We start from the raw sequence: 13,017 nt of genomic DNA, 5'->3' as shown, positions 1-13,017 counted from the left end.
TCAGAGCTCCCGCGATTCGCGGTAGTCGGGCACCGTGCACGGCCAGCCGTGGCGCTCCTCGATGGCCAGCCGCAATGCATCGGCAGCCACCGGCTCTCCGTGGGTCACGAACACCCGGCGCGGCGCGCGCTGTGCATCGAGCCAGGCGAGCAGCTCGTCGCGGTCGGCATGGGCCGACAGGGTCTCCAGGTTCGCGACCTCCGCGCGTACCGGCACGTAGGCGCCGTGGATCTTGATCGCGTCGGCGCCGGCCACCATGGCCGCGCCGCGCGTGCCGGCGGCCTGGAAGCCTGCGAAAAGGATGGTGTTTCTGGCGTCGGGTGCGTAGGCCTTCAGGTGGTGCAGCACGCGCCCGCCGGTGGCCATGCCGCTGGCCGACACGATGATCGAAGGAAAGCCCAGGGTGTTCAACCGCCGGGATTCCTCGATCGTGTTGACGATAGTGGTTTTCCCCTGCATGGCGGCGCATTGTTCGGCGCTCAAGCGGTGTTCGTCCAGGTGCTTGCCATAGATGCGCGTGGCATCCGCCGCCATCGGGCTGTTGAGGTATACCGGCATGTCGGGAATGCGCCGCGCCTGCTTGAGCAGCTGGATGCAATGCAGCAGCGTTTGCGCGCGTCCGACGGCAAAGGCCGGAATCACCACGATGCCTCCGCGCGCGGCCGTGCGGTTGATCACGCCCGCCAGTTCGGCCAGCGTGTCCGACGCCGGATGCCTGCGATTGCCATAGGTCGACTCCACCACCACGTAGTCTGCCGGTTCGGCGACTTCGGGCGGGCGCATCAGCAGGTCCTGGCTGCGTCCCAGGTCGCCCGAGAACAGGATGCTCGAGCCTTCCCAGCCGACGCGCAGGCTGCCGGCGCCCAGGATGTGGCCCGCCCTGTGCAGTTGCCAGGTCCAGCCGGGCCAAGGGGAGCACTCCTGGCCGAACGGGACGACCTCGAAGCGCTTGAGGGCCGCGCGCGCGTCCTGCTCGGTGTAAAGCGGCAAGGCGGGCTTGTGCTTCGAATGGCCGTGACGGTTGGCGAAGTCGGCGTCTTCCTCCTGCAGGCGGCCCGAGTCGGGCAGCAGCAGTTCGCAAAGCTCACGGGTGGCCGAGGTGCAATACACCCGGCCCTTGAAGCCGAGCTGCACCAGCCGCGGCACGAAGCCGCTGTGGTCCATGTGCGCGTGCGTCAGCAGCACGGCATCGATCGCGGCTGCGTCGACCGGCAGCGCTTCCCAGTTGCGAAGGCGCAGCTGCTTCAGCCCCTGGAAGAGGCCGCAATCGACGAGCAGCCGCCGGCCTTCGTGCGTCAGCAGGTACTTCGAGCCGGTGACGGTGCCCGTGCCGCCGAGAAAGTCGATGCGCATGGTGTGCCTCAGTGCGACATGAGCACGGGCAAGGTCATCCACTGGAGCATGGACAGCGTGGCGCCGCCCATCACCCATTCGCGCGCCCGGCTGTGGCCATAGCAGCCCATTACCAGCATGTCCGAACTCAGATCCGCGGCAAAGGACAGCAGCTTGTTGCCGACGTCGTCGTCGTTGTCGCCGCCGGGATGCAGCGTGATGTTCTGGACGCCTTGCGTCCGCAGGTAGTCCCCCAGGCGCTGCAGCGAAGCCTCGGCGTCTTCGCCGTAGGCCACGACGTGCACCCGTGCCGCCTTGCGGAGCCAGGGCAGCGATGCTGTGACGGCCCGCGCGGACTCCCGTGTTTCCTTCCATGCCACCAGCACATTGCGGCCGATGGCTCCGACCGCACCCGCATAAGGCAGCACCAGTGCCGGCCGGCCGCTCTGCACCAGCACGCTGGGCAGGAAATCGCCGGGCAGCTCGCCGTCCATCGGGTCGCTCCGGTCGCGCTGACCGAGGATCATCAGGTCGGTATAGAGCGCGTGCCGCGCGAAGCCCCAGGGTCCATCGCTCTCCGGCTCGGCCCAGTGCAGGCGCTGCGAACCTGCGCTGTGCTCGATGAAGGTGGCGTGCATCCTGTCGCGCGCGTCCTTGTCGATCTCCTGCATGATCGCGACTGCTTCCGCCGCGGCCTCGATGGCGTACGGGTAGCGCATGAGTGCGGAAAGGGTGCATGGCCGGGCGGTCACTTCGGCATCGAAAGTCTCCGCGAGCTGGCGCGCCAGCTTGATGCGCTCCACCGCACGGGCCGAGCCGTCGAGGTGAAGCAGGATGGATTTGGGGGTCTGCATGAGGGCTCCTTGGACTGACGGGCTTTGGATGGGACGACCTTAGGCCTGCTCGAATCGCAAAGCCTTGCGCTGAATCAATCGCCCGCGAACTAACTTCCACGCGACAGCGCCGATGCTTGATCGAGCGCAAGGCCGGACCGGCACGCATGCCTAGCCTTGGGCTTCGCATCAACAACATCCAGCTGCGGTGACCCATCCTTCACAAACCGGCACCTCCGCCCCAGAAGCCTGGTGGCTCGGTGCGGACACCGTCGAGGCGGCCGGTCTGTCGCAGTTGCAGGCCGATGAAGCGCTGGCGCGCTGGGGACCCAACAGCTTCGAGCCACAGGAAAAGCATTCGCTGGCGTTTCAGTTCCTCGCGCGGCTGCGCAATCCACTGATCCTGATACTGCTCACGGCCAGCGCGATCTCGGCGGCGACCGGCGACGTCACCAACGCCGTCATCATCGTGCTGATGGTGCTGCTGAGCGTGACGCTCGACTTCGTGCAGGAGCACCGCGCCAGCAACGCCGCCGAGAAGCTGCGCGCTTCGGTGGCGCTGCGTGCCCGAGTGCTTCGCGACGGCACGACGCTGGAGATTCCCGTGACCGAGGTCATGCCGGGCGACCTGGTGCTGCTGTCCGCCGGCGCGCGGGGCCGGCGGACGGACTGGTGCTGCATGCGCGCGACTTCTTCGTCAACCAGAGCCTGCTGACCGGCGAGTCCTACCCCGTCGAGAAACACCCCGGCGTGGTGGCCCGCACAGCCGCGGAGCTCCAGGACGCCCTCAACGCGGTGTTCATGGGCAGCACCGTGGTCAGCGGCAGCGCCCGGGTCCGCGTCATGGCCATCGGCAGGCACACAGCCCTTGGCGAGGTGGCGCACAGCATCCAGGCCGAACCGCCCCCCACCGCATTCGAGCTGGGCATGCATCGCTTCGGCATGATGATCCTGCGGGTCACGCTGCTGCTGGTGTTGTTCGTGCTGCTGGTCAACGTGCTGCTGCAGCGTCCGCTGCTCGAATCCTTCCTGTTCGCGGTGGCGCTGGCTGTGGGCCTCACCCCCGAGTTGCTGCCGATGGTGGTGTCGGTAACGCTCTCGCGCGGCGCGATCCGGCTTGCAGCGCACCGCGTGATCGTCAAGCGCCTGGCTTCGATCCAGAACCTTGGCGCAATGGACGTTCTGTGCACCGACAAAACAGGCACCCTGACCGAGGCCCGCATCAGCCTGACGCAATGCGCAGATGCCGACGGCCGCGACAGCCCCCGGGTGCTGATGCTGGCGCACCTCAACAGCAGCTTCGAGAGTGGCTTGAAGAGTCCGCTGGACGAGGCGGTGCTGGCGCATCCGATGGACACCGCCGCCTGGACGAAGATCGACGAGGTGCCCTTCGACTTCGAGCGTCGGCGCGTCTCGGTGTTGCTCGACCGGGGCGACGTGCGCTGGTTGGTGGTGAAGGGTGCTCCGGACGATGTGCTCGCGCTGTGCGACCGCTTCGAGCGCGACGAAGGCCGCACGGTCGCGCCGCTCGACGCTGCCGCCCTGATCGAGCTGCATGATCGTTGCCACGCGCTGGAGCGCCAGGGCCTTCGTGTGCTGGGCGTGGCCTGGCGCGACGTGCCCGCGGATCATCCGCATGCCGACGTGCGCGATGAGAGCTCGCTGGTCTTCGCCGGTTTCGCCGCCTTCATCGATCCACCGAAGGCCGGTGCCGGCGAGGCGCTGGCCGCGCTGGCGAAGAGCGGTGTGAGCGTGAAGATCGTGAGCGGCGACAGCGAACTCGTGACCCAGCACCTGTGCACGCTGCTGCACATTCCCGTGACCGGCGTGCTGACAGGCCAGGAGATCGCGGCCATGGACGAGACCGCGCTGCGTGCCCGGGTGGGCCGCACTACGCTCTTTTGCCGCGTCAATCCGGCCCAGAAAAACCGCATCATCCTTGCGCTGCGGGCGCGGGGCCACGTGGTGGGCTACCTGGGCGACGGCATCAACGACGCGCCGGCACTGCGTTCGGCCGACGTGGGACTGACCGTCGACAGCGCGGTCGACGTGGCGCGCGAGGTGGCGGACATCGTCATGCTTGACCACGATCTCGCGGTGCTGCACGAAGGCGTGCTGGAAGGACGACGCACCTTCGGCAACGTCATGAAGTACATCATGATGGGAACGAGCTCGAACTTCGGGAACATGCTGAGCATGGCGGGCGCCTCGCTGTTCCTGCCCTTCCTGCCGATGCTGCCCGTGCAGATTCTGCTCAACAACGTGCTCTACGACCTGTCGCAGGCCGCGATTCCGCTGGATCGCGTCGACGCCGGCGACCTGCGCCGACCGCGCACGCTCGACATGACGTTCATCCGACGCTACATGTGGCTGTTCGGTGCCATCAGCTCGGCTTTCGACGTGCTGACCTTCTGGCTGCTGATCCAGGTGCTGCATGCGGACGCGACACTGTTTCGCACCGCGTGGTTCGTCGAGTCGCTGGCCACGCAGGTGCTGGTGATCTTCGTGATCCGCACGCGCGGAAAGCCCTGGGCCAGCAGGCCCGGCGCCGCGCTCACCGCCGCTTGCCTGGTGGTTGTGGTCACTGCCCTGCTGCTGCCGTTCACACCGCCTGGCCGCTTCTTCCATTTCGAGCCGCCGCCCGCAATCTTCTTCGTGTGGCTGGCCGGCATGCTGACTGCCTACCTGGCGCTCGCCGAGGTGGCCAAGCGCTTCTTCTATGCCCGCCTGACGGGCGCCACGCACCACGACTGGTCGAAGAAGAAACCGCGGCGTCCGTCGTCTCTCCCGCTCACCAAAGGCACCACTCCATGACCTCCTTCCAACAGGCCTGCATCATCGGTAGCGCATCGAACCGCCCGCCCGTCATACCGGCCGGCGCGAAGAACTTCGCCCTGCTGGGCCAGTACGTGGAGATTCCAGAGGAAGTGGTCTTCACCACGGTCGCGTACTCGGTGCGCGGCGCGCGGCGCGATGCACGGGGTGTACGGACTCATGGGCCTGGACCTCGAGGTGCCGCCCATCTACCACGGCATCGCCGATCCGAAGGTGGCGCTCGCGAGCCTGCGCACGCTGACGGGTTGACGTGCGAAGCTTGATCCATCTCAACACCCACCGCCGGTCGGGCACGCAAGATTCTTCTCCAACCACCCAAGGAGAAAGTCACATGCCTTTCCTTTCGAAGAATATCGGAATCCTCGACCGCGCGCTGCGCATCGGCGCGGGCTTGCTGCTGGTCGTACTGGCGGTCAAGGGAATCATCGGGTTCTGGGGCTACATCGGCGTGGTGCCGCTGCTGACGGGCATGGTCGGCAGTTGCCCGGCCTACACCCTCTTCGGCTTCAACACCTGCTCGCACAGCGAGCGCTGAGCTACGGACGCCGCATTGCGAGGCACCGAATGTCCGTCTATCTGATGCTGTTCATCGGGCTGTGCGCGGCACTGGGCATCACTGCCCTGTGGGGGGTGATGCAGCTCTTCATCACGTGGATCACCCTCGATTGAGGATCATGGAGGCGCTGCGATGTGCATGGCCCTGCTCAGGAAACTCGCCACGGCGAAGCTGCCTTGCACCGAGGCCGCCCTGGCGACGATCGACAGGCTGCGCGTGCTCGAAGCCGCCGGGCACGTCAAGGTGCGGATTCCTCCTGCCCACGTGGACTGCGACGACTGTCTGCGCCAGGACGCAGCCACGGTATTCGAGATCACGTCCCGGGGATGGAAGACCCTTGCCGCGGATGCGCCCGAAGAGGAAGCACCACGGTTCAGCGGCACCAGGCGTCGATCTGGCGAATGAGGTCCGACCACAGGGTCTGTAACGCCACGGCCGGCAGCAGACCAGCCACCCGCACACCCCAGTCTGGCGTGCCCGCCGCCGCCCCACCGCAACCGCTACCAGAGCCACGGCCCGATCAGTAATCAAGCGGCTGCTGCTTGGCGGCGAGACGCTGCGATGCATCATGCGATTGTGGTCGCCGCAGCTCAACGCGTCTGAAGGAGCTCTCCGATCCCTTGGCGACAAGAGGCGCTAGGCCTTTTTTGCCCAGGCGCTGCACCAGCCCTTTGCGCTCACGGGCTTCCCCGGAAACAATGCGCAATTGCCAGTGGTATCCGTCGGCTTGGACTGCCAGAGGGCGCAGCCGTTGCACAGCTGGGCGTTGTCGTGCTTCGGAAACCTCTTCGCGTCGGCCTTCGCTGAATCGGCGACATATCCCAGGGCCGCGGCCTGTGGGTCTTTTTCGTCGAGTCGGGCTTCTGCGAACGCGCCGGTGGCAGAGACGGCTGCCCCCGTTGCGGCCAGCGTGAGCATGAAAGTTCGGCGGCTGGAGGATTTCATCGTGAGTCTTTCGTGGTGTGTGAAGTGGGTGTCGAGCCGTCCTGCGCGGGAATGCGCTCGTTCAACCCCGCGAGCACGAGAACGCTTGTGGCCAGAAGCGTGGCGACGCAGAACCCCAGAAATTGCAGGGTTCCGTTCAATGTAATGTTCATGGGACGACCTCGTGATGGGCGAATGGGATTGCCTGCGGTCATTCTTGAGCGAGCGGCTGCAAGCGGCCTTGCGCAGGATCAATCCCGGAGCGGTTACCCAGCATGTTCATCAGTCCTTGTTCGCGATGCGCGGATCAGGAACGCGCGCATTGCATCGAAGCTTGCGCTGGCGCAAGGTGTTCTTCTTCTCGATCGGCAAGATCGCGTCATCCCCAAGAAGGACACAAGACATGAACGCACCCGATGTGCCGTTGCGCCTTCCGACCTATGCACCGCCGGAAACTCTCGCCTCCCTCCGTTTTCAAGAAAGGATTGCCATGAACCCGGACATTCAGCTCAGACACGATGTCTTCGCCCAGCTCAACTGGGATCCGGCCGTCAACGCCTGCGATGTCGACGTGCGCGTGACCAATGGCGTGGTGACCCTGGTTGGCAGGGTGGCCGACGAGGCCCAGCGGGCAGCCGCGGAACGCGCCGCACGCCGCACTGAGGGCCTGACGACACTGCTGAACGGACTTACCGTCCGGCCTGCAGCGGTGATCGCGCGGTGATCACGGCCACCGGCCGGGGGCTGCTGCGCTGCATCAAGCCGCGGCCCCGCCAGTGGCCTTAGCCTTGTGCCGCCCCCACGGTGCTTCATCGCTTTCCCGAGGAATATTCCATGCCCCCTTTCAACCAGGCCTACATCGTCGGCAGCGGTATCGGCGCGCTGAGTGCGGCCGTGCTGCTGATACGCGACGCAGGCATGCACGGTTCACGCATCCGCATCCTCGAGGAATCGCCGTTGCCCGGCGGCGCACTCGACGGCGCGGGCAACGCGAGCCAAGGCTACGTGACGCGCGGCGGCCGCATGTTCACGGACGAGACTTACACCTGCCTGTGGAACGTGCTGGACAGCATCCCATCGCTGGACACGCCTTCGCGCACGGTGCACGAGGAGGTCCGCGCCTTCAACCAGCAACTGCTTTCGCATGCGCGTGCGCGGCTGATCGACCGACACCACCGCATCATCGATGCCAGCGACCTCGGCTTCGACCTGCAGGACCGGCTGGAGTTGATGCGCCTGCTGGCCACGCCGGAACGCGCGCTGGGTGCAAAGCCCATCGAGGAATACTTCTCGCCGCACTTTCTCGACACCAACTTCTGGGCCATGTGGCGCACCACCTTCGCATTCCAGAACTGGCACAGCGCGGTCGAACTCAGGCGCTACATGCTGCGCTTCCTGCAGGAGCTGCCGCGCATCCACACCCTGGGTGGCGTTCGCCGCACCACGCTCAACCAGTACGACACCATCGTGCGACCCATGGTGAAGTGGCTGCTGGCGCACGGTGTGCTTTTCGAGTTCGGCACGCGCGTGGTCGACGTGGGCTTCGCCGACGCCAGCAGCGGCCTGCGGCTTCAGACGCTGCACGCCCTGCGCGACGGCCGCCCGCTGTCCTACCACCTGGGGCCGGACGACTGCGCCCTTCTCACGCTCGGCTCCATGACAGCCGATTCGCGCAACGGCAACGACCACCAAGCGCCCGAACTCGTGCGCGACCAGCGCGATGGCGCCTGGACGCTCTGGAAGAACATGGCCCGCAAGGCACCCGGCTTCGGCCGGCCCGAAACCTTTTGCGGCCACGTCGACGAGAGCAAGTGGGCATCGTTCACGCTGACCATGAACAGCCCGCTTCTGCTGCAGCGCATCCAGGCCTTCTCGGGCAACGAGCCCGGCACCGGCGGCCTCATGACCTTCAAGGACTCCAGCTGGCTGATGTCGATCGTGGTTCCACATTCGCCGCACTTCGACGAACAGCCAGACGGGGTGTACACGCTCTGGGGCTACGGCCTGCTGCAGGAAACTCAGGGCAACTTCATCGACCGGACGATGGCACAGGCGACCGGACAGGACATACTGACCGAGCTCATGCATCACCTGGGCTTCGAGGACATCCTCGAAGAGGTGCGGCAAACCACCACCGTGGTGCCCGTGATGATGCCGTACATCACCAGCGAATTCGAATGCCGGTCCCTGTCGGACCGACCGCCCGTCCGTCCGCCCGGCGCCAGCAACTTCGCCCTGCTCGGCCAGTACGTGGAAATCCCGGAGGATGTGGTCTTCACGGTCGAGTATTCGGTGCGTGGCGCCATGCATGGCGTCTACGGGCTCATGGACGTGAAGAAGGAGGTGCCGCCCATCTACCACGGCATCGCCGATGCGAAGGTCGCGCTGGCCAGTCTGCGCACGCTGATGGGCTGAGCGCGCAGCAGGCTCGCCTCGACCTTGCTCAGCCGCACCAGGCCGCTACCTGCCGTGTGATGTCCGACCACAGCGCCTGCAGCGCCACCGCCGAAAGCAGCACCCCGGCCAGGCGCGCACCCCAGGTGCCACGGCCATTCCAGCGCAACCGCCGCCACAGCCAGGGCGCCAGCAGCAACGACAAGCCACTACCGGCCGCGAACGATGCCATCGTGCCGGCGCCCTGCAACGGGTTGCTGCCAAGGCTGGCCAGCATCAACGCCGAATACAACAGCCCGCACGGCATGGCGAACCACAGTGCGCCCGTCGCCAGCACGCCCAGCGGGGTGCTGGCGGCCAGTGGCCGCAGCCGCGCCTCGAGCAGGCGGCCCGTGCGTTGCGCCCACAGTGGCTGTCGTCCCGTGGCCGCCAACATCGCACCCCAGGCGAACACGAACACATGCAACAACACCCACAGCGGTTTCAACGCCGCGATATGGGTGCCCGCCAGGGCCAGGCTGTCGACGCTCGCCGCGGCGACCGCGCCCGCAGCGGCATAGCCGGCAATGCGCCCCAAATGAAACGCGGCAGGTGCCGACGATGCCAATGCGCCGCCGCCGGCCCTGGCCGGCACGATGCGGATCACAGCCGCAGACGCCGCACCGCACATGGCCACGCAGTGTGGGCCTCCGGCCAGGCCCATCAGCAGCGCAGCGCCGGCGAGTGCGGTCTGCATGGTCAGACCACGCGCGAAAAGCGCTCGCGATGGGCGCCGCAGTACTTGTCGAACACCATGGCGACGGCGCGCACGAGGAACCAGCCCCGCGGCGTCACCTTGATGTCGTGGTCGGTCAGGCGCACCAGCCCCTGTGCGACCAGCGGCCCGAGCGCGGCGAATTCGGCCGCGAAGCAATGGCGGAAATCGACCGTGTGTGCCTCGCCCATGGCGTCGAAGTCGACATGGCCGCGGCACATCAGCGCCATGATCACGTCGCGCCGAAGCAAGTCGTCGCGCGACAATGCCAGCCCCCGCACCACCGGCAGGCGGTGTTGATCAAGCAGGTCGTAGTAGTTCTCCAGCGTCTTGGCGTTCTGGCTGTAGGTGGCGCCCATGCGGCCGATGGCGGATACGCCCAGTGCGACCAGATCGCCATCCGGCTGGGTGCTGTAGCCCTGGAAATCTCGGTGCAGCCGGCCGTTGCGCTTGGCCACGGCCAGCGGGTCGCCGGGCAACGCGAAGTGGTCCATGCCGATGTACACATAGCCCGCATCCCTCAGCACCTCAATGGCGCGCGCCAGCATCCGCACCCGGATGGGAGCGTCGGGCAGGTCTTCGGCCAGGATGCGTCGTTGCGGCTTGAAGCGCTCCGGCAGGTGCGCGTAGGCATATAGCGCGATGCGGTCCGGCCGCAACATGCACAGCTGCGCCAGCGTGCGCTCGAACGACGCGTCGTTCTGACGCGGCAGCCCGTAGATCAGGTCCACGTTGACCGACTCGAAACCCAACGCCCGCGCGCCGGCCATCAGCGCGAACACTCGCTCGGCAGGCTGGACGCGGTGCACCGCACGCTGCACGTCGGGGTCGAAATCCTGCACACCGAAGCTCAGGCGGTTGAATCCGAGCGACGCCAGGTGCGCCAGGCGGCCGGTGTCGACCGTGCGCGGATCGATTTCGATGGACTGCTCGCCGTCGGGCGCGAAGTCGAAGACGCCGCGCAGCATGGCCATGAGCCCGGTCAGCTCTGCGTCGTCGAGGAAGGTGGGCGAGCCACCGCCGAGGTGCAGCTGGCTCACGACCGTGCCCGGCCCGAGCTGCGCGGCCTGCAGCGCTGCCTCGCACGCGAGGTAGTCCAGGTAATGCCGCGCCTTCTCGTGATGCCGCGTGATGACCTTGTTGCAGGCGCAGTAGTAGCACAGCGATTCGCAAAACGGGATGTGCACGTACATCGACAGCGGTGCAGCCTGCGCGCCATCCGCGCGCCGCCGGCGCACGGCGCGCGCGTGGTCTTCGGCGCCGAAGGCCTCGACGAAGCGGTCGGCCGTGGGATAGGAGGTATAGCGCGGTCCGGGCACGTCGAACTGACCCAGCAGCTCGGCCGGCAACGAGGGCATGATGGGGTCGACGGTGGTGAAAATCATCTTGAACGCCAAGTCACAGGTCATGCCGGAGGGGGGCGCCACCGGTGGGCGGAGCCAGCAATGCGGTGCATGCACTCGATGCCGCCGCCATCAGCCAGAACACGAAGAACGAGGCCGTATAGATGCCCTGGCGCGACATGTGCAGCACATCGGCACCGCAATACACGCTGAGCGGATCGACCATCGCGAAGACCAGGACCTCCATGCCGCAGGCAACGAGGAAGGACGGCCACAGCACGGCCATGACCCGGCGCTGTGCGTTCATGGCGCCCTCTTTCTCGCTGGCGACGGCAGGTCGCTTGCCGGCGTCGCCGCATGGTTGCGCGCGGCGAGCGCGGGCATCGAGTCCTTGCCGGCCAGTGTCCGGTTGATCTCGATGCCCTCGCGGTAGTAGTCCTCGGACACAAGGGCGTCGGGCCGGTGCCACGCGACCCAGAAGGTCGCGACGCTCGCGACCACCACCAGCGCCGGTCCGCCGATCACCATCCACACCAGCGGGTACCGCCACCACGCGGCGGCGACCGGTTCGTTCGTTGTTGCAATCATGTCGATACCTTTCAGCGCGGCACCAGGAAGACCGCTTTTTCGGAGACCTGCGCGCCGCCACCTTCTTCTCGTACGTCGAAGTACACGGTGTGCGAGCCCGAGGGCGTCACGCCGTAGGGCAACTGCAGGCGCACCGCCACCCAGCGCGACTGGGCGGCGTCCACCGTCACCGCCGGCTCGGACGCCACGGCCACTCCATCGAGACCGCGCGCGGAAATCGCATAGCGGCGCTGTTGCTCGGTGGCATTCATGATCTGCAGCCGATAGACGTTTTCCAGCCGACCTCCCTCGATGATGCGCGCCAGCGAAGCGCGGTCGCGCACCACGTCGACCTTGAACGGCGTGCGTGCGACCAGGCTGGCCAGAAGGCCGGACACCAGCACCGCGAGGATGGCCGTGTAGGCCAGCACGCGCGCCCGCAGCACGCGGCGCAGCAGCTGCGGGCGCGTCCAGCGGCCCTCCATGCCGTTCTGCGTGTCGTAGCGGATGAGGCGCGGCGGATACGCCATCTTTTGCATCACCGTATCGCAGGCATCCACGCACAGGCCGCAGCCGATGCACTCGTACTGCAGCCCCTGGCGGATGTCGATGCCGGTCGGGCAGACCTGCACGCACAGGCCGCAGTCGATGCAGTCGCCCAGCGCCAGCGTGCGCGGGTCGGGCCCCTTGCGGCGAGGCGCGCGCGGCCCCCCGCGCTGCGGGTCATAGGTGACGATGAGCGTGTCGCGGTCGAACATGGCGCTCTGGAAGCGCGCATAGGGGCACATGTACTTGCACACCTGCTCGCGCATGAAGCCGGCGTTGCCATAGGTCGCGAAGCCGTAGAAAAACACCCAGAACACCTCCCACGAACCCATCTGCGTCTGCAGGAAGGCCATGCCAAGTTCGCGAATGGGCGTGAAGTAGCCCACGAAGGTGAAGCCGGTCCACATCGCGATGCCGATCCACACGATGTGCTTGAACCATTTCTTCACGAGCTTCTCGAGCGACATCGGCTCGGCGTCCAGCCGCATGCGTGCGGTGCGGTTTCCCTCTATCCGGTGTTCCACCCACATGAATATCTCGGTGTAGACGGTTTGCGGACAGGCATAGCCGCACCACAGCCGCCCCGCCACGGCGGTGAACAGGAAGAGCGAGAGCGCGCTGATGACCAGCAGGCCCGAGAGGTAGATCAGGTCCTGCGGGTACAGCACCAGCCCGAAGACGTAGAAGCGCCGCGCGGCCAGGTCGAAGAGCACCATCTGGCGCTCGCCCCACTGCACCCATGGCAGGCCGTAGAAGACAAGCTGCGTGAGGAAGACCACGGCCCAGCGCCAGCGCGCGAACATGCCGTGCACGCTGCGGGGGTAGATTTTCTTCGAGGCCTCGTAGAGACCGACGCCTTCGCCGGGCCCTCCGGACTCGCCGGCTTCGCTGGCCACGGCGACGATGGGAATGATCTTGCGAGACATGGGGCAG

At 66.7% G+C, this 13,017-nt stretch carries 15 protein-coding genes and 1 pseudogene; 7 read left to right on the top strand and 9 right to left on the bottom strand.

From position 1 onward, the window contains the following. Both ACCD11_RS01430 and ACCD11_RS01425 read right to left on the bottom strand, forming a co-directional pair. Positions 1-1,353 carry an MBL fold metallo-hydrolase RNA specificity domain-containing protein gene (locus tag ACCD11_RS01430; protein WP_007831997.1) on the bottom strand — a complete coding sequence of 451 codons (1,353 nt, stop codon included), beginning with the start codon at positions 1,351-1,353 and terminating at the stop codon, positions 1-3. Between the two features lie 8 nt (positions 1,354-1,361). Further along, complete coding sequence (locus ACCD11_RS01425) at positions 1,362-2,186, bottom strand: universal stress protein (RefSeq protein WP_413311903.1); 825 nt, start codon at positions 2,184-2,186, stop codon at positions 1,362-1,364. Between the two features lie 187 nt (positions 2,187-2,373). On the opposite strand from ACCD11_RS01425, the gene ACCD11_RS01420 reads away from it, so the two are divergent. From ACCD11_RS01420 to ACCD11_RS01400, 5 genes and pseudogenes are all read left to right on the top strand, one after another. Further along, complete coding sequence (locus ACCD11_RS01420; RefSeq protein ID WP_413311901.1) at positions 2,374-2,880, top strand: cation-transporting P-type ATPase; 507 nt, start codon at positions 2,374-2,376, stop codon at positions 2,878-2,880. Then, positions 2,838-4,979 (top strand): magnesium-translocating P-type ATPase, encoded by a 2,142-nt coding sequence (gene mgtA / locus ACCD11_RS01415; protein ID WP_413311900.1) that lies wholly within the window; start codon positions 2,838-2,840, stop codon positions 4,977-4,979. Before ACCD11_RS01420 ends, mgtA begins: the two co-directional genes overlap by 43 nt. After that, positions 4,976-5,077 (top strand): annotated as a pseudogene (locus ACCD11_RS01410) (hypothetical protein); the annotation flags it as partial. The gene mgtA and the pseudogene ACCD11_RS01410, both read left to right, overlap by 4 nt. A 254-nt stretch (positions 5,078-5,331) precedes the next feature. Beyond that, positions 5,332-5,535 (top strand): DUF2892 domain-containing protein, encoded by a 204-nt coding sequence (locus ACCD11_RS01405; protein ID WP_413311898.1) that lies wholly within the window; start codon positions 5,332-5,334, stop codon positions 5,533-5,535. Between the two features lie 159 nt (positions 5,536-5,694). Continuing rightward, positions 5,695-5,961, top strand: coding sequence for a hypothetical protein (locus ACCD11_RS01400; RefSeq protein ID WP_413311896.1), 267 nt, complete (start codon positions 5,695-5,697; stop codon positions 5,959-5,961). A gap of 231 nt (positions 5,962-6,192) precedes the next feature. Here the strand turns inward: ACCD11_RS01400 and ACCD11_RS01395 are convergent, their stop codons facing one another. Next, positions 6,193-6,501 (bottom strand): high-potential iron-sulfur protein, encoded by a 309-nt coding sequence (locus ACCD11_RS01395; protein WP_413311894.1) that lies wholly within the window; start codon positions 6,499-6,501, stop codon positions 6,193-6,195. Next, positions 6,498-6,653 (bottom strand): hypothetical protein, encoded by a 156-nt coding sequence (locus ACCD11_RS01390; protein WP_413311893.1) that lies wholly within the window; start codon positions 6,651-6,653, stop codon positions 6,498-6,500. Before ACCD11_RS01390 ends, ACCD11_RS01395 begins: the two co-directional genes overlap by 4 nt. A gap of 14 nt (positions 6,654-6,667) precedes the next feature. Between ACCD11_RS01390 and ACCD11_RS01385 the strand changes: the two genes are divergently transcribed. Continuing rightward, positions 6,668-7,204: a BON domain-containing protein gene (locus ACCD11_RS01385; RefSeq protein ID WP_413311891.1), complete on the top strand. Its 537-nt coding sequence runs from the start codon at positions 6,668-6,670 to the stop codon at positions 7,202-7,204. A 110-nt stretch (positions 7,205-7,314) separates the two neighbouring features. Further along, positions 7,315-8,895, top strand: a complete 1,581-nt coding sequence (locus ACCD11_RS01380; RefSeq protein ID WP_413311889.1) for an oleate hydratase — start codon at positions 7,315-7,317, stop codon at positions 8,893-8,895. A gap of 28 nt (positions 8,896-8,923) precedes the next feature. Here the strand turns inward: ACCD11_RS01380 and ACCD11_RS01375 are convergent, their stop codons facing one another. Genes ACCD11_RS01375 through ccoG form a run of 5 tightly spaced genes read right to left on the bottom strand, consistent with a single transcriptional unit; the run spans position 8,924 to position 13,010 of the window. After that, positions 8,924-9,610 carry a sulfite exporter TauE/SafE family protein gene (locus tag ACCD11_RS01375; RefSeq protein ID WP_413311888.1) on the bottom strand — a complete coding sequence of 229 codons (687 nt, stop codon included), beginning with the start codon at positions 9,608-9,610 and terminating at the stop codon, positions 8,924-8,926. A gap of 2 nt (positions 9,611-9,612) precedes the next feature. Continuing rightward, positions 9,613-10,986, bottom strand: a complete 1,374-nt coding sequence (hemN, locus tag ACCD11_RS01370) for an oxygen-independent coproporphyrinogen III oxidase (RefSeq protein WP_413312002.1) — start codon at positions 10,984-10,986, stop codon at positions 9,613-9,615. Positions 10,987-11,026: 40 nt separating this feature from the next. Beyond that, positions 11,027-11,278, bottom strand: a complete 252-nt coding sequence (locus ACCD11_RS01365) for a hypothetical protein (RefSeq protein WP_413311886.1) — start codon at positions 11,276-11,278, stop codon at positions 11,027-11,029. Further along, positions 11,275-11,559: a FixH family protein gene (locus tag ACCD11_RS01360; protein ID WP_413311885.1), complete on the bottom strand. Its 285-nt coding sequence runs from the start codon at positions 11,557-11,559 to the stop codon at positions 11,275-11,277. The genes ACCD11_RS01365 and ACCD11_RS01360 overlap by 4 nt, the downstream gene beginning before the upstream one ends. A gap of 11 nt (positions 11,560-11,570) precedes the next feature. Continuing rightward, positions 11,571-13,010, bottom strand: a complete 1,440-nt coding sequence (gene ccoG, locus ACCD11_RS01355; RefSeq protein WP_413311883.1) for a cytochrome c oxidase accessory protein CcoG — start codon at positions 13,008-13,010, stop codon at positions 11,571-11,573. Positions 13,011-13,017 lie beyond the last annotated feature (7 nt).

The organism is Variovorax sp. Varisp36 (assembly GCF_047304235.1).
GTDB lineage: Bacteria > Pseudomonadota > Gammaproteobacteria > Burkholderiales > Burkholderiaceae_C > Variovorax.
Note: the sequence above shows the minus strand (reverse complement) of the source record. Positions and strands in the feature narration are given on the sequence as shown.